20 protein-coding genes and 1 tRNA gene are annotated in these 22727 nt (G+C 61.6%); 11 read left to right on the forward strand and 10 right to left on the reverse strand.

The features are described 5' to 3' along the window. Positions 1 to 365: 365 nt before the first annotated feature. The 5 genes from ABIE18_RS09445 to ABIE18_RS09465 all read left to right on the forward strand — a co-directional run bounded on the left by ABIE18_RS09445 (position 366) and on the right by ABIE18_RS09465 (position 5771). Positions 366 to 1718: a hemolysin family protein gene (locus tag ABIE18_RS09445; protein ID WP_499722446.1), complete on the forward strand. Its 1353-nt coding sequence runs from the start codon at positions 366 to 368 to the stop codon at positions 1716 to 1718. Further along, complete coding sequence (locus ABIE18_RS09450) at positions 1715 to 2788, forward strand: hemolysin family protein (protein WP_499722448.1); 1074 nt, start codon at positions 1715 to 1717, stop codon at positions 2786 to 2788. The genes ABIE18_RS09445 and ABIE18_RS09450 overlap by 4 nt, the downstream gene beginning before the upstream one ends. 133 nt (positions 2789 to 2921) lie before the next feature. Beyond that, positions 2922 to 3893 (forward strand): metal ABC transporter solute-binding protein, Zn/Mn family, encoded by a 972-nt coding sequence (locus ABIE18_RS09455; RefSeq protein WP_499722449.1) that lies wholly within the window; start codon positions 2922 to 2924, stop codon positions 3891 to 3893. A gap of 153 nt (positions 3894 to 4046) precedes the next feature. Continuing rightward, on the forward strand, positions 4047 to 4880 hold the full coding sequence (locus tag ABIE18_RS09460; RefSeq protein ID WP_499722450.1) for a metal ABC transporter ATP-binding protein: 834 nt from the start codon (positions 4047 to 4049) through the stop codon (positions 4878 to 4880). Continuing rightward, positions 4881 to 5771, forward strand: coding sequence for a metal ABC transporter permease (locus tag ABIE18_RS09465; RefSeq protein ID WP_499722451.1), 891 nt, complete (start codon positions 4881 to 4883; stop codon positions 5769 to 5771). Here the strand turns inward: ABIE18_RS09465 and ABIE18_RS09470 are convergent. Further along, positions 5768 to 6235, reverse strand: a complete 468-nt coding sequence (locus ABIE18_RS09470; protein WP_223946392.1) for a Fur family transcriptional regulator — start codon at positions 6233 to 6235, stop codon at positions 5768 to 5770. The genes ABIE18_RS09465 and ABIE18_RS09470 overlap by 4 nt on opposite strands. 94 nt (positions 6236 to 6329) lie before the next feature. Here ABIE18_RS09470 and ABIE18_RS09475 point away from each other — a divergent pair, with 94 nt between their 5' ends. After that, entirely contained in the window at positions 6330 to 7019 is a 690-nt protein-coding gene (locus ABIE18_RS09475) for an MBL fold metallo-hydrolase (RefSeq protein ID WP_499722452.1), read from the forward strand. On the opposite strand, the gene ABIE18_RS09480 is transcribed toward ABIE18_RS09475, so the two are convergent. After that, the gene (locus ABIE18_RS09480; protein WP_499722453.1) at positions 7016 to 8098 is read right to left on the reverse strand and encodes a PLP-dependent cysteine synthase family protein; all 1083 of its coding nucleotides are present in this window, start codon (positions 8096 to 8098) and stop codon (positions 7016 to 7018) included. The two genes, ABIE18_RS09475 and ABIE18_RS09480, sit on opposite strands and share 4 nt — an antisense overlap. A 97-nt stretch (positions 8099 to 8195) precedes the next feature. Between ABIE18_RS09480 and ABIE18_RS09485 the strand changes: the two genes are divergently transcribed. The 3 genes from ABIE18_RS09485 to ABIE18_RS09495 are packed head-to-tail and all read left to right on the forward strand — an operon-like array spanning position 8196 to position 10719. Beyond that, entirely contained in the window at positions 8196 to 9125 is a 930-nt protein-coding gene (locus tag ABIE18_RS09485) for a sulfurtransferase (RefSeq protein WP_499722454.1), read from the forward strand. Then, entirely contained in the window at positions 9122 to 10294 is a 1173-nt protein-coding gene (locus ABIE18_RS09490) for an NAD(P)-dependent alcohol dehydrogenase (protein WP_499722455.1), read from the forward strand. Before ABIE18_RS09485 ends, ABIE18_RS09490 begins: the two co-directional genes overlap by 4 nt. Continuing rightward, positions 10291 to 10719, forward strand: a complete 429-nt coding sequence (locus ABIE18_RS09495) for an HIT family protein (protein WP_499722456.1) — start codon at positions 10291 to 10293, stop codon at positions 10717 to 10719. The genes ABIE18_RS09490 and ABIE18_RS09495 overlap by 4 nt, the downstream gene beginning before the upstream one ends. A gap of 3 nt (positions 10720 to 10722) precedes the next feature. Here the strand turns inward: ABIE18_RS09495 and hrpA are convergent, their stop codons facing one another. Both hrpA and ABIE18_RS09505 read right to left on the reverse strand, forming a co-directional pair. Continuing rightward, positions 10723 to 14730, reverse strand: a complete 4008-nt coding sequence (gene hrpA, locus ABIE18_RS09500) for an ATP-dependent RNA helicase HrpA (RefSeq protein WP_499722457.1) — start codon at positions 14728 to 14730, stop codon at positions 10723 to 10725. A gap of 238 nt (positions 14731 to 14968) precedes the next feature. Then, complete coding sequence (locus ABIE18_RS09505) at positions 14969 to 15139, reverse strand: hypothetical protein (RefSeq protein WP_223946385.1); 171 nt, start codon at positions 15137 to 15139, stop codon at positions 14969 to 14971. Positions 15140 to 15220: 81 nt separating this feature from the next. On the opposite strand from ABIE18_RS09505, the gene ABIE18_RS09510 reads away from it, so the two are divergent. Then, a complete protein-coding gene (locus ABIE18_RS09510) occupies positions 15221 to 16189 on the forward strand; it encodes a GlxA family transcriptional regulator (RefSeq protein WP_499722458.1) in 969 nt (322 codons plus the stop codon). Here ABIE18_RS09510 and ABIE18_RS09515 read toward each other — a convergent pair. From ABIE18_RS09515 to ABIE18_RS09540, 6 genes are all read right to left on the reverse strand, one after another. Then, the gene (locus tag ABIE18_RS09515) at positions 16186 to 16488 is read right to left on the reverse strand and encodes a protealysin inhibitor emfourin (protein WP_499722460.1); all 303 of its coding nucleotides are present in this window, start codon (positions 16486 to 16488) and stop codon (positions 16186 to 16188) included. The two genes, ABIE18_RS09510 and ABIE18_RS09515, sit on opposite strands and share 4 nt — an antisense overlap. Before the next feature lie 83 nt (positions 16489 to 16571). Continuing rightward, complete coding sequence (locus ABIE18_RS09520) at positions 16572 to 17588, reverse strand: M4 family metallopeptidase (protein ID WP_499722648.1); 1017 nt, start codon at positions 17586 to 17588, stop codon at positions 16572 to 16574. A 208-nt stretch (positions 17589 to 17796) separates the two neighbouring features. Then, positions 17797 to 17869: transfer RNA gene (locus ABIE18_RS09525), tRNA-Arg, on the reverse strand. A gap of 121 nt (positions 17870 to 17990) precedes the next feature. After that, positions 17991 to 19493: an FAD-dependent oxidoreductase gene (locus ABIE18_RS09530; protein WP_499722461.1), complete on the reverse strand. Its 1503-nt coding sequence runs from the start codon at positions 19491 to 19493 to the stop codon at positions 17991 to 17993. Next, on the reverse strand, positions 19490 to 20362 hold the full coding sequence (locus ABIE18_RS09535) for an FAD:protein FMN transferase (protein ID WP_499722462.1): 873 nt from the start codon (positions 20360 to 20362) through the stop codon (positions 19490 to 19492). The genes ABIE18_RS09530 and ABIE18_RS09535 overlap by 4 nt, the downstream gene beginning before the upstream one ends. A 5-nt stretch (positions 20363 to 20367) precedes the next feature. After that, positions 20368 to 20844, reverse strand: a complete 477-nt coding sequence (locus ABIE18_RS09540) for an FMN-binding protein (RefSeq protein WP_499722463.1) — start codon at positions 20842 to 20844, stop codon at positions 20368 to 20370. A gap of 230 nt (positions 20845 to 21074) precedes the next feature. Between ABIE18_RS09540 and argS the strand changes: the two genes are divergently transcribed. Continuing rightward, positions 21075 to 22724 (forward strand): arginine--tRNA ligase, encoded by a 1650-nt coding sequence (argS, locus tag ABIE18_RS09545; RefSeq protein WP_499722464.1) that lies wholly within the window; start codon positions 21075 to 21077, stop codon positions 22722 to 22724. Positions 22725 to 22727: the final 3 nt, after the last annotated feature.

Raw genomic sequence — 22727 nt, forward strand, 5'->3', positions numbered from 1 at the left:
TTAACTGCCAATAGTGGTGACCTAAATCATGTTGAGGCCGACGTAATGCCGAGGCACTGCATTTTCCGTCAAGCGCGTGAGCACTGCATGGGCCTGCGGGACTTGCCCTGTAGACTAAAACCCTTATGGACAGTAAATCTAGGTGCCGGCCTGGGAACTGTCGGGGGAGCCGATCAGGCAACTCCGCACAGCGCGCCCCTCGAGCCGGCAACACCCGTTCACATGCCCATCACTCGCCGGCCTTCCGAGCCGGTGGCGCCACGGACCATGCGTCTGCGGCCCCCGATCAGCCTCCGCCGGGGCGAATCTCCCCCTTCAGCGGAACTTCCAAACTGCAAGCGCCTGCCCTTGGAGGGATGCGCTAAGTGGAATGGGTCCTTCTCCTTGCCGGCTTTGCCCTGATTCTTGGCACCGGCTTCTTTGTAGCAGTTGAGTTTTCCTTGGTCGCCCTGGACCAGGCAAGCGTTCAGCGCGCAGTCGACAACGGCGACCACGCCGCAGCTCCGCTCCTGAAATGCTTGAAGTCCCTGTCCACCCAGCTTTCCAGTTGCCAACTTGGCATTACGATGACCACCCTCCTGACAGGTTTCGTCATGGAGCCATCTGTGGGACAGCTGCTTGTGGCTCCTTTGGGCCTGCTTGGCCTCAGCCTGGAAGTCGCACATTCCATAGCCCTGGTTGTAGCGATGGCGTTCGCCACTCTGTTGTCGATGCTCCTGGGCGAGTTGGTGCCCAAGAATATGGCCATCGCCCTGGCATTCCCGCTGGGCAAGAAGCTTGCCCGTGCGCAGCTCATTTTCACTGCCGTCTTCAAGCCCGCGATCGTGGTGCTCAACGGCTTCTCCAACAAGGTGCTGAACCTGTTTGGACTGGAAGCGAAAGAGGAAATCTCGGGAGCTCGCACTCCGGCCGAGCTGGCTTCCCTCGTCCGGCGCTCTGCTGAGCTGGGCACGCTCGATGCCGGCACCGCAAACTTCGTGGCGCGAACCCTGAATTTCTCGGGGCGCACTGCAGCGGACGTCATGACGCCGCGCATCCGGATGGAAACGATTGATGCCGACCAGCCTGTGAGCGACATCCTCGATGCCGCGCGGCGAACCGGATACTCCCGTTTCCCGGTGATTGGTGATTCGGCCGACGACATCCGCGGCGTTGTCCATATCAAGAAAGCAGTGGCCGTGCCTGCAGATCGTCGGGCGAAGCTTCAGGCCGGGGCGATCATGACGGACGTACTTCGTGTGCCTGAGACCATCCACCTGGATGCCCTCCTCTCCGAACTGCGCGAAGGAAACCTGCAACTGGCTGTCGTTCTCGATGAGTATGGTGGCACCGCCGGGATTGCAACCCTCGAGGACCTGGTTGAGGAGATCGTTGGGGAGGTCTCGGACGAACACGACAGGGTCCGCCCCGGACTTTTGCAGAGCGCATCCGGCGACTGGTACTTCCCTGGCCTCCTGAGGCCGGACGAGGTGTCCGAACAAATCCCCAACCTGAGTGTTCCCGATGAGCCCGCCTACGAAACTGTGGGCGGTTATGTGATGAGCAAGCTTGGGCGTATTGCGAAGGTGGGTGATGTGGTGCAGGCCGGCGGCGGCACGCTGACCGTGACCCGTATGGACGGTCGGAGAATTGACCGGATCTGCTTCCATCACATTCAAGAAGATGAAGCGACGCTTGAGGACACGCAGAATGACCGCCACGAAGCAGGTGCCGTATGAGTGACTGGGCAGGAATTGCCTGGCTCGTGGTTCTTTTGATCGGCAACGCTTTCTTCGTGGGTGCGGAATTCGCGGTCATGTCCGCACGCCGCAGCCAGATTGAGCCTCTGGCCCAAGCCGGGTCAAAGCGGGCGCAAACTACATTGCAGGCCATGGAAAGTGTGTCCTTGATGCTGGCCTGCGCGCAGTTGGGCATCACCGTGTGCTCGCTCTTGATTCTTCAGGTTGCCGAGCCGGCCATCCACCACTTGTTGGCGGAGCCGCTGGAGATGGTTGGCGTCCCGATGGAGCTGGCAGATGTCATCGCCTTTGCCATTGCACTCCTCTTTGTCACGTTCCTGCATGTGACGTTCGGAGAGATGGTCCCCAAGAACATCTCGGTGTCCGTAGCGGACAAGGCGGCACTGCTGTTGGCGCCGCCGCTGGTGTTTGTCAGCCGCGTGGTCAAACCTGTGATCTGGACCCTCAACTGGCTGGCGAACCACATCCTCCGATTGATGAAGATCGAGCCCAAGGACGAAGTGTCATCTTCATTCACCCTTGAGGAAGTCCAGTCGATTGTGCAGGAATCCACACGGCATGGCCTGGTGGACGATGACGCTGGCTTGCTCAGCGGTGCCCTGGAGTTCTCTGAACACACGGCCTCGCACATCATGGTTCCGTTGGACAAGCTGGTGGTCCTGAGGACAGCGTCGACTCCCGTCGAGTTGGAAAAGGCGGTCAGCCGTACCGGCTTCTCGCGTTTTCCCATGGTGGACGACGACGGCGAACTCGCCGGATACCTGCACGTGAAGGACATCCTCTCCATACCTGAGGAGGGGCGTCGCCATCCGATTGCCGAGGGGCGGATCCGTTCCCTGGCGAACCTCTCCCCGGAGGATGAGATTGAACAGGCGATGTCTGTGATGCAGCGGACCGGATCGCATCTGGCCCGTGTAGTTGGACCCGGAGGCGCGACTCAGGGCGTGTTGTTCCTTGAGGACGTGATCGAGCAGTTGGTGGGCGAGATCCGCGATGCTACCCAGGCGACGGGGATCCGGCGTCTGGGTGGTCCGCAGACCCAGCAATAATGGGAAATCGTTGCTGGCGCCCGCCCCGGGGTCGGCGCCAGCCCTGCTAAATAGGAATCATTCCCATTTAGGGCTAAACTGAACCCGACCAATAAATGTTTTTGATTCTCATTTGAGTAGATCCGAGGTTCCCATGCGTCGTTCCGTCGCCCGCATGTCATTGGCCGCTTCTGCCGGCCTTGCCGCCCTGTTGCTTTCATCCTGTGCCGGTAGCGCCGGGGCAGGAGCCCCGTCGTCATCGTCGGGAGCCATTGAAGTGGTGACCTCCACGAATGTTTACGGAGACGTCGTGAAGGCCATTGGCGGGGACAAGGTCAACGTGAATGCGATCATCACCAAGACGAGCCAGGACCCGCATTCCTACGAAGCCAGTGCGCAAGACAAGCTGGTCATCTCCAAAGCCAAGCTCGTGGTGGAGAACGGCGGAGGCTATGACGAATTCCTCCACAAAATCGCCGATGAGACCAACGTCGGCCACGAAAATATGATCAGCGCCGTTGAGGTCTCGGGGTTGGCTCCGGAAGAGGAAAGCCACAGCGAAGCTGCGTCCTCCGAAGAGGGCCACAACCATGACCACGGCGAGTTCAACGAGCACGTCTGGTACAGCCTGGACACGATGGGCAAATTCGCTGACGCGGTTGCCAGCAAGCTCGGCAGCCTGGACGGTGCATCTGCTTCGACCTTTACTGCCAACGCCAACACGTTCAAGGCGAAGCTGACAGAGCTCAACGGGAAGCTTGCGGCCCTCAAGGAAGGCAACGACCACACCCCTGTGGCGATCACCGAACCCGTTCCTTTGTACCTGCTGGCAGCGGCCGGACTGGAGAACAAGACTCCGGAGGCCTACAGCGCAGCGATTGAAGAGGGAACCGACGTCCCGGCGTCGGTCCTGAAAGAAACGACAGACCTGGTGGGCTCCGGAGGTGTCCGGCTGCTGGCATACAACGAACAGACGGAAGGTCCGCAGACCGAGTCCGTAAAGCGGGCTGCCGAGGCTGCGGGCGTGCCCGTACTGAACTTCACCGAAACCTTGCCGGAGGGCAAGGACTACGTGCAGTGGATGACAGAGAACGTGGAATCCATCACGGCAGCGCTCAAGAAGTAGATTTCCTGACAACCCATTGCGGTGGGGGCCCCGTCGGCGTCCTAAGATATTCAGGATGGCTGCGGGGCCCTCTGTCTCTGACCAGCACAGAATCCTGTACCAGCACAGGCGCCACTGTAAGGTGCCACCACTAGTTGCGTTCGCCAGCAACGCATGAATCGAGGACAACTTTTGACACCCGTAGTGAGCCTCCGCGGAGCGAGCCTTCAGTTCGGCAAGAGGACACTCTGGCGCGATCTTGATCTCGACATACATCCGGGGGAGTTCTTTGCCGTCCTCGGACCCAACGGCAGCGGTAAGACCAGTTTCCTGAAGGTCCTCCTGGGGCTTCAGGAATTGAAATCAGGAACGGTTGCCTTGGGCGGGCATCCGGTGGAGCGGGGAAGCAAGCGGATCGGTTACATTCCCCAACAAAAGTCCTTCGCGCCGGATACGCCTTTGCGTGCACGTGACCTGGTAGGGCTAGGCATTGACGGCCACCGCTGGGGTATGCGGCTGGCCTCAAGGAAGGTAAACCAGCGGATCGATGAACTGCTGGAGCTGGTGGGAGCCTCGGACTACGCGAAAGTTCCTGTGGGGCAGTTGTCTGGTGGAGAGCAACAACGGCTTCGCGTGGCCCAAGCCCTGGCCACGGAACCCCAGGTACTCCTTTGTGATGAACCGTTGCTGTCCTTGGACCTGCATCATCAGCAGGGCGTCAGTTCACTCATCAACGAGCAATGCCATACCCGGAACAGTGCGGTTGTTTTCGTAACCCACGAAATCAATCCCGTGATCGACTACGTTGATCGCGTGCTCTACCTGGCCGGCGGCCATTTCCGTGTGGGGACGCCCCAGGAAGTGATGACCACCGAAGTCTTGTCCGAGCTGTACAACAGCCACGTGGAAGTCATCCACACCAACGGAAGGATCGTCGTCGTCGGGCTTCCGGACGCGACCACGCACTTCCACGACGACGCGCACGCCACGGCTGGGCAGGAGTTCTAAATGGACCTCAATGGAATCCTGCAGACCATCTTCAACTTTGAGAACTACGGCGAATTGCTGGCACTCGTTCAAAACTCCATTTGGGCCGGGGCTGTCCTGGGACTTCTCGGCGGACTCGTCGGCACGTTCGTGATGAAGCGGGACCTGGCCTTCGCCGTCCACGGCATCTCTGAACTGTCCTTTGCAGGTGCCGCTTTTGCCCTGCTGATCGGTGCCGATATCATTTTCGGCTCGCTGATCGGCTCAGTGGCTGCGGCACTGCTGCTGGGACTCATGGGTGTGAGGGCCCGGGACAAGAACTCGATCATCGGCGTGATCATGCCGTTCGGGCTTGGCCTGGGCATCTTGTTCCTTGCCTTGTACGAGGGCCGTGCCGCGAATAAATTCGGCTTGCTCACCGGCCAGATCGTTTCCGTGGACACTGTCCAGCTTCAGGCACTCGCTGGAACGGCGGTCCTGGTGATGCTCGCCCTCGCGGCGATCTGGCGCCCGCTCAGTTTTGCCAGCGTGGACCCTGAAATGGCTGAAGCGCGTGGTGTTCCCGTTCGCGGCCTGGCGATCGGCTTCATGGTGCTGCTGGGGGTCAGTGTGGCTTTGTCCATCCAAATTGTGGGCGCACTGCTGGTTTTGGCGCTGCTCATCACACCGGCCGCTGCCGCACTCCGGGTCACCACTTCGCCACGCCTGGTGGTGCTTTTGAGTGTTGTGTTTGCGACCGCTGCCACCGTGGGTGGAATTCTGCTTGCCCTTGGCAGCCGGATACCCATCAGCCCCTATGTCACCACGTTGTCATTCCTTATTTACGTAGTGTGCCGTGTGATCGGGCGGGTGCGGGCCAATCGTGGCCTCAACGGCCGCGTATCACGGGAGCAGCCTGCCGGCGCTCTTTAGAGCTTTCCAGCGGCCTTCCTGGCTGTGCATTCAGGGCACAGTCCGAAGATCTCCACGGTGTGCGCCACCTCGGTGAAACCATGCTCAGCGGCTGTGCGGGCCGCCCAGGTCTCAACCGCGGGGGCCTCAACTTCCACAGCCTTGCCGCAGTTCCGGCAAAGCAAGTGGTGGTGGTGTCCAGTGACGGTGCAGCGGCGGTAGACGGCTTCGCCCTCCCCGTTGCGCAGGACATCAATGAGGCCGTCGTCGGCAAGTGACTGCAGGATGCGGTAGGCCGTGGCAAGGGATACGGAGATGCCCTTGTTCTGCAGGAGGCGGTACAGTTCCTGGGTGCTGACGAAGTCGTCCAATTCATCCAGCGCGGCGCTGACAGCCAGGCGTTGCTTGGTGACGCGCTGCTCCTTGACGCCTGTTACCGCCGGCGAGGCCGGACCGGTCGTGGCGGAATTGGTGCCTTGTGGCATTGAAAGACTCACTTCCCTGGAAACGCTGGCAAACCCCAATTTTACCAGTAGGGGAGGCTTGGAAACTCTCGGCGGCCGCCCCTAGGCTGTCACCATGAAGCTCACCAAGTTCACGCATGCCTGTGTCCGGTTGGAGAAGGACCGGCGGGTCCTGGTCATCGATCCCGGCACATTCTCTGAGTCCGAAGAGGCGTTGGCAGGTGCGCACGCTGTCCTTGTAACGCATGAGCACAACGATCATATTGATCGGTCGGCCGTGCTGGCGGCCCTGCGCAGCAACGCTTCGCTTGAGGTCTATGCGCCAGCAGGTGTTGCAAAGTCCCTCACCGAGGATGCAGGGGTGGACGCAGCTGGATCCGACGCTGGATCGGACACCGTGGCCAATCGCATCCATACGGTCGAACCGGGGTCCGATTTCGAGGCAGCGGGGTTCCCGGTGCGAACCTTCGGCGGCCAGCATGCCGTTATCCATGCCCAGATTCCCGTGGTGTCCAACATCGGCTACCTGGTGGATGGGAACGTCTTCCACCCCGGTGATTCATTCGTGGTTCCGGACGGAATCAACGTCCAGACGCTCCTGGTGCCCATCCATGCGCCATGGTCCAAAGTGGGGGAAGTGGTGGATTTTGTTATCTCTGTGCGCGCGCCCAAAGCGTTCCCCGTCCATGATGGTCTGCTTAACGAGCTGGGCCGGGGGATCGTGGAAGGCCACGTCACACGGATCGGTGCCCGTTATGGAACCACCTACACGCGACTCGCACCGCGTGAGTCAGTAGAGGTTTAACCGGTCCACGCACCGGTTTCGTGGAATCGCTCCAAGACCGCTTCGTACGGCGCAGGGTCCAGTCCTTTGCTGGCCAGCCAAGCGGCGTCGTTATAGCTGCCGACATAGCGGTCGCCGCCGTCGCACATGAGCGAGACGATGCTTCCCTTTCGCCCTTCCGAGACCATCTGGGCCACGAGTTGCCAGACGCCCCAAAGGTTGGTGCCCGTAGAGGGCCCTGCATGCAATCCGGTGAGCTTGCGCAGGTGTCGCATGGCCGCCACAGAGGCTGCGTCCGGGACCTGGATCATGTGGTCGATGACAGCCGGGACGAAGCTCGGCTCCGCGCGGGGACGGCCGATGCCTTCGATGCGGGACGGCAAACCCGTGGCGGCGGCAGCATCGCCATCGCGCCATGCCGGGTAGAACGCAGAGTTCTCCGGGTCCACCACTGCCAGGCAAGTGCGGTGCCTGTTGTATCGCAGGTAGCGACCGATGGTCGCGCTCGTGCCGCCGGTTCCCGCGCCCACCACGATCCACTCGGGAACCGGATGCTCTTCGAGGGAGAGCTGCTGGAAGATTGATTCAGCGATGTTGTTGTTGCCCCTCCAGTCCGTGGCGCGCTCGGCGAAGGTGAATTGGTCCATGTAGTAGCCGCCGGACGTTTTCGCCGTCTCCTCCGCCACGGCGTATACCTCTGAAGCGTGGTCCACCAAGAGGCAGGCGCCCCCGAATTCCTCGATGAGGGCGATCTTTTCCGGGCTGGTGGTCTTGGTCATGACAGCGATAAACGGCAGGCCAATGAGCCGGGCGAAGTAAGCTTCGGAGACCGCGGTGCTGCCACTGGAGGCTTCCACGATAGTGGTGCCCTCCGTGATCCAGCCGTTGACCAGGCCGTAGAGGAACAGTGAACGGGCCAGGCGATGTTTGAGGCTGCCTGATCGGTGCGTCGACTCATCCTTCAGATAGAGGTGGACTCCCCAATGTTCGGGCAGTGGGACTGCGTAGAGGTGCGTATCTGCCGAACGGTTGTTCTCAGCTTCGATCTTGCGGATGGCCTCGCTGGCCCAAACCCTGTCCTGAATGCATGAATTGCTCACCGGACAAGCGTACCGGCGGGGTGTGGAACACAAGACTAGGCTGGAAGACTGGCATGGGTAGCAGAGCGCCCACGCAGGCTTAGCTGAAGGAGAGCAGATGACCATTCTGATGGACGCGTCCGAAGTACACCGGCGGCTCGCGGCGGGGGAGCGCACCGTGCTCCTGGACGTGCGTTGGGTCCTGGGCAGGACGGATGGGCACAGCCAATACTTGGAAGGCCACCTGCCAGGAGCGGTTTTCGTGGACCTGCCCAGCGAACTCGCGGACCACGCACAGCCTGCCCTGGGCCGACATCCCCTTCCCTCTATTGAGCGCTTCCAGCTTGCCGCGCGACGCTGGGGGATCAACGACGGCGACACCGTGGTTGCTTACGACAACAGCGGCACTATGGCCGCGGCCCGCGCTTGGTGGATGCTGAGGAATGCAGGCGTGGAAGCCGTTTACCTGCTCGACGGCGGACTGGCCGCCTGGCGTGCGGCAGGTCACCCTGTGGAGGCAGGCGAGGTGACGCCCGCCGTCGGGAATGTCACCCTGACCGAGGGCAAAATGCCCACGATCACCCAGGAGGAAGCCGCGCACTGGCATGAGCAGGGCGTACTGCTGGATGCGCGCGCCGGGGAACGTTACAGGGGCGAAATCGAACCGATCGACCCCCGTGCCGGCCACATTCCGGGCGCTGTCAGCGCACCGACCACCGAAAACCTCACGGCGGAAGGAACGTTCCTGTCAGCGGAGGAACTGCGCAGGCGCTTCGCTGGATTGGGAGCGGATGGCCCGGGCAACGTTGCAGTCTATTGCGGGTCCGGCGTCACGGCTGCGCACCAGGTTGCCGCCCTGGAAATTGCCGGACACACTGCGGCACTCTTCCCTGGGTCGTTCTCGCAATGGTCAAACAATGCCGCGAATCCCGTGGCCGTTGGCAGTGCACCATTCGAGGACGACTATGTGGGGAGCGCTGGGGATACTCCTAACACCCACGGCCAAAGTGGCAAGAGCAACGCTGCCGGGAGTAGCGTCGGATCATGACCCCTGGACGTCCCGTGCCCCCGCCCCTGGCGAAGCCAATTCCCATGGACACAGCGAAGCCTGTTCCTGCGCAGTCATCGGATCCGGCAGGTTCCACACTCGCGGCCGCGTTTGGCGCCACTTCCCCGGACAGCGGGTTGGTACCGCTGACTGTCGCGCGCCGTGCGCCGAAGGAAGACGATGTGGAGATTGCGATCGAGTTTTGCGGTCTTTGCCACTCCGATGTTCATGCGACACGTGGCGAATGGCGTTTGCCACCCTATCCGCTGGTTCCGGGCCATGAGATCGTCGGCCGTGTAACGCGGGTGGGTTCTGCTGTGCAGAATTTTGCTCCGGGTGACCGTGTCGGTGTTGGCTGCCTTGTGGATTCCTGCCGGGAGTGCGAGAGCTGCCTGGATGGGCTGGAACAGTATTGCGAGCGGGGCAATGTTGGCACCTATGGAGTGGCGGACCCGCGCAATGGCGACGCAATAACCCAAGGCGGATATTCGACGTCGGTGGTGGTTGACCGGCGCTTCGTGCTGCGTATTCCTGAGGCCCTGGACGCCGCAGCAGCCGCTCCTCTGCTGTGCGCCGGAATCACCACATATTCGCCGTTGAGATATTTCGACGTCGAAGAGGGAGATTCGGTGGGAGTAGTGGGGCTGGGCGGGTTGGGCCACATGGCCGTCAAGATCGCCAAGGCCATGGGCGCGGAGGTTACCGTGTTCACTACCTCTGAAGCGAAGTTCGACGCCGCACGGGAACTCGGAGCGGACCACGTGGTGTTGTCCAAGGACGCTGAGGCCATGGCGGGTGCGAACCGCAGTATCGATGTCATCATTGACACCGTTGCCGCGCCGCACGATCTCAACCCCTACTTCCGCACGCTGCGGCTTGATGGGGCGCTTTTCCAGCTTGGGCTCCCGGCCGATGACATGCCGTCCGTCAGCCCGGGGCTGCTCATACGCCGTCGCCTGGCCTATGCAGGTTCGCTGATTGGCGGGATCGAGGAAACCCAGGAGCTGCTTGATTTCTGCGCCGCGCATGGAGTTGCCAGCGACATTGAGATCGTAGGGGCCGAACAACTCAACGAAGCCTATGACCGTATGGTGGCCGGCGACGTAAAGTACCGATTTGTACTGGACACCGCAACACTTCAGGAACCGTCAGAAAGGGCAGATGCATGAGCACGCTGTTCACCAAAATCATCAACGGGGAAATCCCGGGCCGTTTCGTGTGGAAGGACGAGGACGTTGTGGCCTTCCTGACAATCGCTCCGATCACGCCGGGACACACACTGGTGGTGCCTCGTGAGGAAGTGGATTCCTGGACGCACGCCAGCCCGGAGCTTTTGGCCAAGGTCATGGACGTTGCCCAGAGGATCGGCAAGGTCCAGGAGGAGATTTTCAGCGCCAGGCGCGTGGGTGTCCTGATGGAAGGCTTCGAGGTGGACCACTTGCACGTGCACATCTGGCCCGCCTATTCGATGGCGGACTTTGAGGTACACAACGTGGACCATAATCCGGATCCTGCCGTCATGGATGCCACGGCTGTGAAGCTGCGCGGGGCCTTGCGGGCTGCCGGCCACGGGGACTTCGTACCTGAGGACTAACCCTCAGGCCGGTGCCAAGGCCTGGTTCAGCACCGTTCGGATGCGCTTCTCGGAGACAGAGTAGGCCGTGCCCAACTCGACGGCGAAGAGACTTACACGCAGTTCTTCGATCATCCAGCGCACCCGGGTTAATTCCGTACCTGCCCGGCGTCCTGGGAGCAACGCTGATACGGCGTCGTCGTAGTCGTCCTCCAGGGCCTGAATGATGGCCATATTCAATCCGTCGCGCTGAACGTTGCCCGGGAGCTTCTCCAGCCGCTTCTCGATAGCCTGCAAGTACCGCGGAAGCTGGCTCAGCTGCGCGTAGCCCGTCTGTGCCACAAAGCCCGGAAAGACCAACTGCTCCAGCTGGCTTTTCATGTCATTGAGGGCGCTGATGAGCGGCAGGCTGGCACTGGACTTCAGCTGCTTCTGGATCCGGCGCGTGCTCGCCAGGATGCGTTCGACGACGGCCGTCACCGTAAATACAGTATCGATCAGCTCAGCGCGGACTACTTCATACAACGCATCGAAGGCTTCCTTATCCCAAGGCAGTGCCTCGGGCGTCAGTTTGTCGATGGCGGCAAGGGCGCAGTCAGCGATCAGGGCACTTACCGAGCCGTGCGGGTTCTGGCTGAACGTCAGCTTTTCGGTGTTGCTGAGATGCTCCAGCACGTACCGGTCCGGTGAGGGAATCCGAAGTGCCAGGAGCCGGATCACGCCACCACGCATGGCCGCCTCCTGCTCCTGCTGGCTTTGGAACACGCGCAGGGCTACAGACGTACCCTCATACACGATCGCCGGGTAGCCGGTGACGGCGTGGCCCTTGACCGTTCGGGTGACCTGGCGTTGCACGGTCCCGAAGTCCCATTCGGTGATACCAGTGCGTTCGGCCACCACTCCTTGAGCAGGATGGACGTCAGGGTGGGCACCGGCACGGACATCAGGACTGCTGACCGTCCCGGCCGCGGAACCAGCGGTCTTGCCGTTTGAGGCGCCTGGCGCTCCGGCTCTTGTGCCAGCCTTGCCTGGGGCCGTCGTCGCAGGTGTAGCACCGAGCGATTCGGCGATTGCCCGACGTGTGGCCGGGGCCATTTTTTCCTGCAGTTGGGCGAGGTCCTTGCCTTCGTCGAGGACCTTGCCCTTGCTGTCCACCACCTTAAAGCTCACGCGAAGGTGGGGAGGCACGGCTTCCCAGTTCCATGATCCCGGTGGGATGACGTGTCCGCGGAGCCGCCGAAGAACCAGTTCCAAGGAGGGCTCGAGCTCGTCAGTGGCGGGATCGAAGTCTCTTTCCAAGGCCTCCGTAGCCTGCCGGGCGACGTCAGGGGCAGGCACAAAGTTCTTCCGAACCTGCTTGGGGAGGGATTTGATAAGCGCTGTGACCAGTTCTACGCGTTGTCCCGGAATCTGCCACCGGAACGGTGCGTCGTCGAGTTGGTTCAGGAACAACACGGGAACTTCGGCGGTGACACCGTCCGAAGGATTCGGAGCAGACCCAGGAGCCACGGGATGGAACTCGTAGCTCAGTGGAAGTTCGAAGCCCTTGTGCAGCCACGTTTTGGGGTAGGCGGAGTCATCGAGGGCCTCGGCGTCCTCGCTCATCAAAAGCGACTGATCGAAGTCCAGCAGGGTTGGATCGGCTTGGCGGGCCTCCTTCCACCACTTGTCGAAATGCCGTTCAGACACGACGTCCTTGCCCACCCGGGCGTCATAGAACTCGAACAGGGTCTGGTCATCCACCAGGATGTCCCGCCGGCGCATCCTGGTTTCAAGCTCCTCGATCTCCTGCAGGAGCGCGCGGTTGCGGTGGAAGAACTTGTGATGGGTCTTCCACTCGCCTTCCACCAGCGCGTGGCGGATGAAGAGTTCACGGGACAATTCCGGATCGATGCGGCCGTAGTTGACCCGACGGTTCGGGATGATGGGCACGCCGTACAGCGTGACTTTCTCGTGGGCCATGACGGCCCCTTGCCGGGAGGACCAATGGGGCTCGCTGTAAGAGCGTTTCACGAGGTCCGGGGCTACCTGCTCCACCCACAAGGGATCGAACCTGGCAGCGACCCGGGCCCACAAGCGGCTGGTTTCCACCAACTCGGCGGCCATGACGAATGCAGGCGATTTTTTGAACAAGGCAGAACCGGGGAAGATCGCGAAGCGGCTGCCGCGGGCGCCGGCGTATTCGCGCTTGCGCTCATCAAGCAGGCCGATGTGGCTCAGCAACCCTGACAGCAGGCTGATGTGGATTCCCTCGTGGTTGCCTACGGGATCAGCTTCACGCTTATCGTCCAGCGTGATACCCAAGGGCTTGGCGAGTTGGCGGAGTTGGGTGAAAAGGTCCTGCCACTCCCGGACGCGAAGATAGTTGATGAATTCGTTGCGGCAAAGACGGCGGAACTGCGTCGAGGACAGCTCGCGTTGCTTTTCCTGGATGTAGTTCCAGAGGTTAAGGAACCCAGTGAAGTCCGAGTTCTCATCGCGGAACCGCGTATGCTTCTCGGCAGCGAGTTGCTGCTTGTCGGTGGGCCGTTCGCGCGGATCCTGGATGGTAAGGGCTGCTGCCAGGATCATCACTTCGCGGACACAACCGCGTTTGCCGGCTTCGACAATCATGCGGCCCAGCCGTGGGTCAACCGGCAACTGGGCCAGTTTCTGCCCGACGGCGGTCAGGCCACTGCCGCTTCGACGGTTACCGCGGGGATCCTTGGACGCAGGCGTGCTCGAAGTTGCCGGGCTGAGGGCGCCGAGCTCGCGAAGGAGGGTGACGCCGTCGTTAATGGCGCGTGAATCAGGCGGTTCGACGAACGGGAAGTTCTCAACATCCTTGGGACCGCGGGCAACGCCCATGGCCGTCATCTGCAGAATGACGGCGGCCAGGTTGGTCCGCAGGATTTCCGGGTCCGTGAACTGCGGACGGGACTCAAAGTCTTCCTCTGAGTAGAGACGGATGGCGATGCCCTCGGAAACGCGGCCACACCGTCCGGATCGCTGGTTGGCTGAGGCCTGGGATACACGTTCGATGGGCAGGCGCTGGACCTTGGTCCGGTGCGAATACCGCGAGATACGGGCCGTGCCGGTGTCGATCACGTATTTGATGCCGGGGACAGTCAGCGAGGTTTCCGCCACGTTGGTGGCGAGGATGATACGCCGCTTTCCACCGGGATTGAATACGCGGTGCTGCTCCTGCAGGCTCAACCTGGCAAAGAGGGGCAGGACTTCCGTGCCGGCGAGGCGTCCGTTGGTCTGGATGCGCCCATTGATGGCCTCGGCAGCGTCACGGATTTCCCGTTCGCCGGAGAAGAACACGAGGATATCGCCCGGTGCTTCCTTTGCCAGTTCGTCCACGGCGTCACAGACCGCATCCAGCGGGTCCCGGTCCTCTTCCAGTTCGTCATCGGACCCGTCTTCGTCGGCGCCGGCAGGCTGTGACAAGGGCCGGTATCGGATCTCTACCGGGTAGGTGCGGCCGGAAACCTCGATGATGGGGGCGGGGGATTCCTCCGTGCCAAAGTGCTTGGCGAAGCGTTCAGGATCGATCGTGGCCGAGGTGATGATAATTTTCAGGTCCGGGCGCTGGGGGAGTACCCGTTTCAGATAGCCCAGGATGAAGTCGATGTTGAGGCTGCGCTCGTGGGCCTCGTCAATGATGATGGTGCTGTACTTGCGCAGGAGTTTATCCCGTTGGATCTCTGCCAGGAGGATGCCATCGGTCATGAGTTTGATCTTGGTCGATGCGCTGACCTCGCCAGTGAACCGGACCTGGAAGCCGACTTCCTGGCCGATCTCGACGTCCAGCTCGGACGCGATGCGCTCCGCAACAGTCCTGGCCGCCAGTCGGCGCGGCTGCGTGTGGCCGATCAGGCCTGTGTCGCCCAGACCCAGTTCCAAGCACATCTTGGGGATCTGGGTAGTTTTGCCCGAGCCGGTTTCGCCGGCAATGATGGTCACCTGGTTTGCGGCGATCGCCGCCATCAGATCCTCGCGGCGCTCGGATACCGGCAGCTCAGCGGGGTAGGAAATATGTAGTGTCATGGCTGCTGCCAGTCTACTGTGGCTTCCCGTCAACGTCCGCTGTCCCTGTCACATGCCCGGCAGCTCACCTGTCCGGCAGCTCACAAATTCGGCGGCCTCGACGCTGCCCGCCAGGCGAAATACTGCAAGCAGGGCGCATAGGGACGCCCGTCGTTCAGGAAATCCTGGTGAATTCCGTGAAGGACGGGCGTCGGATGGACAGGCCCTGGCTGACTGCTTTCAGTGGGCTGGCGGGCGGCTAGTAGATGCGAGGGTTCCAGTAGGGAGTACTGGGAGCGTCGAAGGCGCTCCAGGGTTCCTTGGAGTTGATGGGTGGGTTGTGGCCGCGTCCGTCCTTCAGGAGGGCGGTAACGGTGGCTGCGACGGCGGTGATAAGGACGATGAAGAGGATGATTCCGAAAATTTCCATGCCTTCAGTCTTCTCTTGCCGGCAGCCAAGAAACAGTGGCAGAAATGCCCCATTTAGACAATTTTCTGCCACACTGGAGATATGTTGAAATCAGTGGCCGTGATAGTTGTCCCCGACTTCTCGATCTTCGAGTTCGGCACCGCGTTTGAGGTCTTCGGCATCGATAGATCCGACCGCGGCGCAGGCGTACCTGCTTTCGACTTCAGGGTGTGCGCGCCCGAGCCGGGAGACATCCGCATGAAGTCCGGGCTCTCGCTGCATGTCAACAACGGCCTGGAAGCCGCGGCTGATGCGGACCTGGTGATCATGGCGCCCTTCGGGAGGGACCAGGAGATGCCGGAATCTGTCCTGGATGCGCTCCGGGCGGCCCACGCCCGGGGCGCATGGGTGATGTCCATTTGCTCAGGCGCCTACGCGTTGGCCCGGGCCGGGCTGCTTGATGGGCGCCGATGCACCACCCATTGGCATTACTCACAGGATCTGGCTAGCCGCTATCCTGCAGCGGTGGTGGATGAGAACGTCCTCTATGTCCAGGACGGGACCATCATTACCAGCGCAGGAACAGCCGCCGGAATCGATGCCTGCCTCCATCTTGTGCGTGTGGAGCTGGGAGCCAACGTAGCTGCTGCGATCGCGCGCGACATGGTAGTTCCGCCCCATCGCGACGGCGGCCAAGCCCAGTTTATTGACCGGCCAATGCCTCGCTGTGGTTCAGCGCCCATGGAGGAACTCCTGCGATGGATGGTTGAACACCTCGACGAAGAACACAGCGTCAACGAGCTGGCTGCGCGCCTGCATATGTCGCCCAGAACTTTCGCACGCCGCTTCAGGGCGGAAACGGGGACTACGCCGGCGGCTTGGTTGAACTCCCAGCGGGTGCTGCGGGCCCAGGAACTCCTGGAGTCCACAGAGTTGAATATCGATGAGATTGCGCGGGAAGCAGGATTCGGGCATTCCGTCCTGCTTCGCCACCACTTCACGAAGGTGTTGGATACGAGTCCCCAGAGCTACCGACGGGCCTTCCGCGGGCAGCTGGCCGAGGCGATCTAGCGGCGGACCCCCAGGCGGCCATGGGACTCGGAACCTTCAGCCTTGGCACACTCCACCAGTTCCTGCCAAGGCCCGGTGACCGCGCGCTCGGGTAGCGTCGCCCGCCGTTGGCCTGCCCTGATGGAGTACATGAACCGATCCGGTTCGTTCACCGTCCTGGCTTGGCTCTTCGCCTCGTCCCAGGGACATGCCTCAACGATCGGCATCCAGCGCTCTTTGTCATCATCAGACACTGCCTCCACGCTCCAGACGCGTGTCATCGCGGCTATGCCCCCACTGCGCTGGACGGTGATTTTCATGACCGGCTACTTCTCGTTTGACGTACTGGTGGCAAGCCAACGACGGCGGGACTACCCGGGGCCGGACGGTCCCGCCGGCTGGTCTAAACCTTGACCTTCACAGTCTCCCACGCCTTCAGGACGGCGTCATGCTCTACTGAGCCAACGCCAAAAAGTTCTTCCGCGGTGGCCGCAGTGGTCTTGGCGAACTTGCCAAAAGTGCAAGCTGGCGTCAGCGCCCCGCTGGTGAGTGTCCCATACCAGATCTGCCCTGGCACACCCCATGCGTTGCCACCCAGCTCGGAGGCAACAAGGTAGAACGCCCTGTTGGGGATGCCCGAATTGATGTGCACTCCGCCGTTGTCTGCACTGGTCCGAACATACGTGTCCATGGAGTCCGGCTGCGGGTCCTTGCCCAGGATGTCGTCGTCGTAGGCGGTGCCCGGGGCCTTCATCGAGCGCAAGGCCGCACCTTGGACCTTGTCGGTAAAAAGGCCCTCGCCGATCAGCCAGCTTGCTTGCTCGGTAGTTTCGTTCTTCAGGTACTGCTCCACAAGGACACCGAAGACGTCTGACATGGACTCGTTCAGGGCACCTGCCTGGTTGCGGTAATTGAGCCCTGCCGTAAATTGCGTGACCCCATGAGCCAGTTCGTGGCCGATGACGCTGACGGACTTGGTGAAGCGCTGGAAAATCTCCCCGTCGCCATCCCCGAAGACCATCTGGTTGCCATCCCAAAAGGCATTGTCGTACAGATTGCCGTAGTGAACGGTAGCGTCCAGGGCCAGGCCGGCGCCATCGATGGAGTCCCGGCCGAAGATCTCGGCATATAGTCGGTGCGTGCTGCCCAAACCGTCATAGGCCTCATCGGCAGCGGCGTCCCCAATAGGAGCAGTGCCTTCCTTGCGGACCACCCGGCCGGGCAGGTTTTCCGAGGTGTCGGCATCGTAGATAGTGCGCTTTGGTGGGCCGGGCTTTGCCGCCACTGCACTGGGGGGAGCAGAGGGCGCAGGGGCGGCACGAACCGCCTGGAGGTCCTTGATGTGCAGGAGTGATTCCTTGGCTGCACGGGCAACAGCCCAAAGCCGCGGTTCACTCTGGGCGGCAATCCTTCGAAGCATATAAGGCGGAACGATTGAACAAATCACGGCAACCCCTTTGGCTCTTGGCGACTGGCAACTGTGATCAGCCTAGGAGCGGGGGCTGACAATTTTGGGGTGTTCGCCCGGCAAGCCCTGAACTGATAGCGGCGACCCGGGTTGCAGTGACGGGAGTGGGAGCCGGAACGCAAAAAATACCCCGCCAGTTGGACTGGCGGGGTACCGTGTGTGCCCTCGATAGGATTCGAACCTACGGCCTTCTGCTCCGGAGGCAGACGCTCTATCCCCTGAGCTACGAGGGCATCCGGGGTTCCCTCCGTTGCCGGTGGGACGTCCTAGAGCTTAGCAGCCACCGAGCCCCAAAAGAAAACGCGGCCATGATCTTTAGCGCCCTGCACCGTACGGCCCAGCGGTACCCGCGGCTCAGTACCCCGCAAACGAGTCAACATGTACCCGCCGCGCACCTGCACCGCGCGCCGCGGCACGAAGGGAATCCACGCTCGCCGGGGAACCGGAGACATAAACCTCGCGGGCCCCGATGTCCGGTACCAGCTCCTTCAGGCGCTGTGCATCGATCCTGGAGGTGCCGGCGTCGTGCATGAAATCGGGGGGATTTGAGCCATCCGCGAGCCGGGCGATCACCTTTGCCCGGGATGCCTCCAATTGCTCACAAGCGGCGAGTTCATCGCGCCCTTGGGCAAGGTAAAGGACCACGGTGTCGCGGGATGCGGCGTCGGATGCAAGGTGGGAAAGGAAAGGCGTGATGCCGATACCTGCGGCAATCAGCAGGACCGGTGTGGCGGCGTCGCGCGGGAGCACGAAGTCTCCGCCAACGGCTGTGGCGGAAATCATGTCACCGGGCTTTAGCGCCAACAACGTCTTCTTGGCAGTGGACAGGGGCTCGGCAGTTCCGACGCCGAAGGTCACTTCTGGAGCACCCGGGGCGCTGGTGATGCTGAAGACGCGGCGGCGGCCCTTCCCGTCGGACCCCGAATGCGGAAGGTTCAGCTCCATGAATTGCCCGGCCGCATAGCGGACGGGGCGCCGTGGCTCGAAGCGGAACTCTTTGGTCCCCGGGGTCAGGGCCCGGGATCCCTTGAATGTCAGTTCCACGCGGCCCCGCTGGCCCAGGAAGAAAGCGATGAGGTTCCCCACCAGGAGCGCGAGTTCAGGGGAATTGGCCACGAAGCCCAGGTTGTAAGGAACCGCAAAGACAACGCCGACGACGCCGGCAAGCGCCAATTGCTGCCAACGGCGTGGAGGGAGCGTGAGCGGCTCGGTAAGCATGAAGCCGACAAAGAAGAGCAGGGGACGCTGGGCCAACGGCTGCCACAGGGCCTGGCCGAAGGTCATGCCGCGGCCCAACAATTCGACACAGACGATGCTGGTGGCCACCAGCAGGAAAACTGTTGCCATCAGCATTTTCCGTGTTCGGTACAAGACCGCCAGGACGCCAGGAACGAGAAGCCACAACATGGCAGGCGTTGCGGCCCACCACGTGGCTATGTTCAGTCCGGTCAAGCCCGTGATGAAAGCCCCCGCAGCCGCCGGGTTGAAAATGTGGCGCCCACGGAAAGCCAAAGCATACTTCGACGCACTGGCCAGGACACACGCCAGTGCAACACCCACCATGTCAGTGGGGACGAATGTGGGCCAGAACAGGAAATACAGAAGCAAGCCGGTAATGAGTGAAGACTCCGAATGTGGCGTGGTCCGAAAAAGCAAGGCCAGCAGGCGGTTCGATCCATAGGTAAGCCCCAGGCACACGCATAAGTGGACCAGCATCTGTGACAGGCCGAACGTCAGCCACCCCAAGACGTTCAGGAGCAGGCTGTAGGCCACCAGCACCCCGAGAACCCACAAAATCAAGCGGTACATGGTGAAGCGGCCCAACCAGGTGTCCAATCGCGACTTCATGGCATTCATGTGAACAGTCTCCCCTCAAAACCAGCCGAAAATGTGGCAGTCCCATTCGAAAACACCCGTAGCCAGGAAAAATCGAATTCAGCCTCAAGGGCGGCCGGTTCCACCATGAAGAGTGCCGTGGCCAAGGCATCTGCCACCATCGCGCTCGCGGCCATGGTCCAGGTGGCCACTGTGGTTTGGATGGGTTGCCCCGTGATTCCGTCCAGTACATGGTGCAGCCCGTCGCCCCAGGCCCGGCGGTTGGAGGCGGAGGCGCAGAGGGCGGAATTGTCCAATTCCACAGTGCCGATTGCCTGCTTCGGGTTATAAGGATGCTCCAAGGCCACAGTGATGGGCATGCTTCCGGCATGCAGCATGTCCCCGCTGCCATCCACCAGGAAGTCCAGGTAGCCAGCTGAATGGAGGACCTCACCGAGCAGGTCCACGAGCTGTCCTTTTCCGGCGGCGCCAACGTCCAATACCAGCGGAACCTTGCCCGATACCGTGGTTCCCGACCATTCCAGGACGTCTTCCCACTTGGCAGCACCCTCTGGGGCGTCTGAAGGAACCAGGGTGTAGCCCGCATCATAACCAAGACGGTTCAAGCTACTGCCGATCAGGGGCGTCATGGAGCCGCCACTGATCCGGTACAGCGCCTCGTAGACGTCATGGAGGGCCACAGAGTGCCCGGGCAAGGAAATGCTGCCGGGACCGCGCTCCAGAGCGGAAACCAGGGAATCCGGCCTGAACCGCGAATACGTTTGGTCGTAATCCGCCACTGTTGCAAGCAGTTGGCGCTGCACATCCGGCGCAAGCGTCGACGACGTCGAAATTTCCCAGTGCGTACCGATCCCTTCGAAGCTAAAGCGGCTCCAGCCCGGATGCGGCATGGCTGCTACTTTGCCTGGGACTTGATCTGTGCCACGGCATCGTTGAAGCCGCCGGAGGTCAAGGAGGAACCGGCCACCTTGGAAACGTTGAGTTCGTCGATGTCTTTGCCAACGATCTGTGCCGCGATACCGCTGGCAAACTCGCCCTGGAACTTCTTGGTATTGGGGTTGGAGGGGTGGACGGTGATATTCACTGCCTCCACCTTGTCCCCGGCCAGCGTGAGCTCAACGCCAACCGTCTCCTGGCCGTTCGGCGATGTATACGTTCCATCGGCGTTGTACGTGCCGTCCTTGTACGTGGAGTCACCCTTTCCAGCCGAAGTGGAGGAAGAAGGACTGCCAGTGGAAGCCTGGCCACCATTCTGGGTAGCGGGTGTCTGGGTTGACGGGGCTTCCGTTGTGGGGGCACAGCCAGCGGCGGTCCCGATAATGGAGACGCTGGCGAACCCGACGTAGAGGCTCTTGCGGAGTGGCGTAGTCATGTTCTGCTCGTTTCAACTGGACAAGATGTGATCAACATGCGGTCAACGGATGGTTTCGGTCTCTGGATGACCGATAAAAGCCACCTCTTACGTCTTCACAACGTTGAAATCAGCGTAATGGTTCAGTCTGTGAGTGCCGCCAGCCGTTCATGTACAGGTGCTGTGTCCCAGATATCCACATAAACGAGCCTTAATTCCTCGAGTTCGCGGGCCCCCGGTAGGCTGGATGGGTGACTCCCGAAGAACTCTCTGCTGCCATATCCACCTGCCTTAAGGATGCCGTCTCCGCCGGCGAAATCGCCTTGGCGGAATCTGCTGTCCCCGACGACGTCCGGGTGGAGCGCCCCAAGAACAGGGACCACGGAGACTGGGCCACCAATATTGCCCTGCAATTGGCTAAGCAAGCCGGTACGAATCCGCGCGATTTCGCGGGAATCCTCAGCCACCGCCTGCAGGAAATCGCCGGCGTGACCGGAGTGGAAATCGCAGGTCCGGGCTTCCTGAACATCACCGTTGACGCTGCAACGGCAGGCGCGCTCGCCAAGGCAATCGTTGAGGCCGGTTCCACCTACGGAACCAACCAGGCGCTCGCAGGACATGTTGTGAACATGGAATTCGTTTCCGCCAACCCCACGGGTCCCCTTCACATCGGCCATACCCGGTGGGCCGCCCTGGGCGACGCGATCGCACGCGTGCTGCGGGCTTCGGGCGCCGACGTCACCGCGGAGTATTACATCAACGACGCCGGTTCGCAGATGAACGTCTTCGCCAACTCAGTCCTTTCCCGGCTCCACGGCCGGGGCGTCCCCGAGGGCGGCTACCCCGGTGAGTACATTCGCGAACTCGGCGATGAAGTACTCAAGGCGCACCCGGATATCCGTGAACTCACAGACGAGGCTGCCCTGCCGGTCATCCGTGCTGCTGCCTACGAGGCACAGATGGCGGATATCAAAGCAACGCTGGCAGATTTCGGCGTGGAGTTCGACGTCTTCTTCTCCGAGAAGGAACTGCACGACGCCGGTGCCATTGAATCTGCCGTTGCCCGCCTCCGCGAACAGGGGCATGTGTTCGACGACGGCGGCGCCGTTTGGTTGCGCACCACTGACTTCGGCGACGACAAAGACCGCGTCATGATCCGCGCGAACGGAGAACCGACTTATTTCGCCGCCGATGCCGCGTACTACCTCTCCAAGAAGGACCGCGGTTTCTCCGAGAAGATTTACCTTCTTGGCGCCGACCACCACGGCTACATCAATCGCCTCAAGGCTATTGCAGCGTGCGCGGGCGACGATCCCGAAGTAAACATTGAGGTTCTCATTGGACAGTTGGTGTCCGTCAACGGCGCCAAGTTGTCCAAGCGCGCGGGCAACATCATTGAGCTCAAGGACCTCATTTCCTGGTTGGGCAAGGACGCAGTGCGCTACTCCCTTGCCCGGTTCCCTGCCGACTCGCCGCTGACGCTGGACCCGGAACTGCTCAAGAAGAACAGCAACGAGAACCCCGTGTTCTATGTGCAATACGCCCATGCCCGCTCCAGGGGAACCGCGCGCAACGCCGCCGAGGCCGGGGTGGACCGATCTGTGTTCGACGCATCGCTGCTGGATCACGCCACGGAGAACGAGCTGCTCTCCTATTTGGGCAGCTACCCCTCCATCGTGGCCAAAGCAGCCGAGCTCCGCGAACCGCACCGCGTTGCCCGCCATCTTGAGGTCATCGCCGGTGCATACCACCGCTGGTACGACGCCTGCCGTGTCTCCCCGCAGGGCGAGGAACCGGTGCTGGACGTGAACAGGACCCGTCTGTGGCTGAACGACGCCACCAGCCAGGTGCTGGCCAACGGACTCGGACTGCTGGGCGTTTCCGCGCCGGAACGGATGTAAGGC

The sequence above is a fragment of the Arthrobacter sp. 2762 genome, from assembly GCF_040548745.1.
GTDB lineage: Bacteria > Actinomycetota > Actinomycetes > Actinomycetales > Micrococcaceae > Arthrobacter.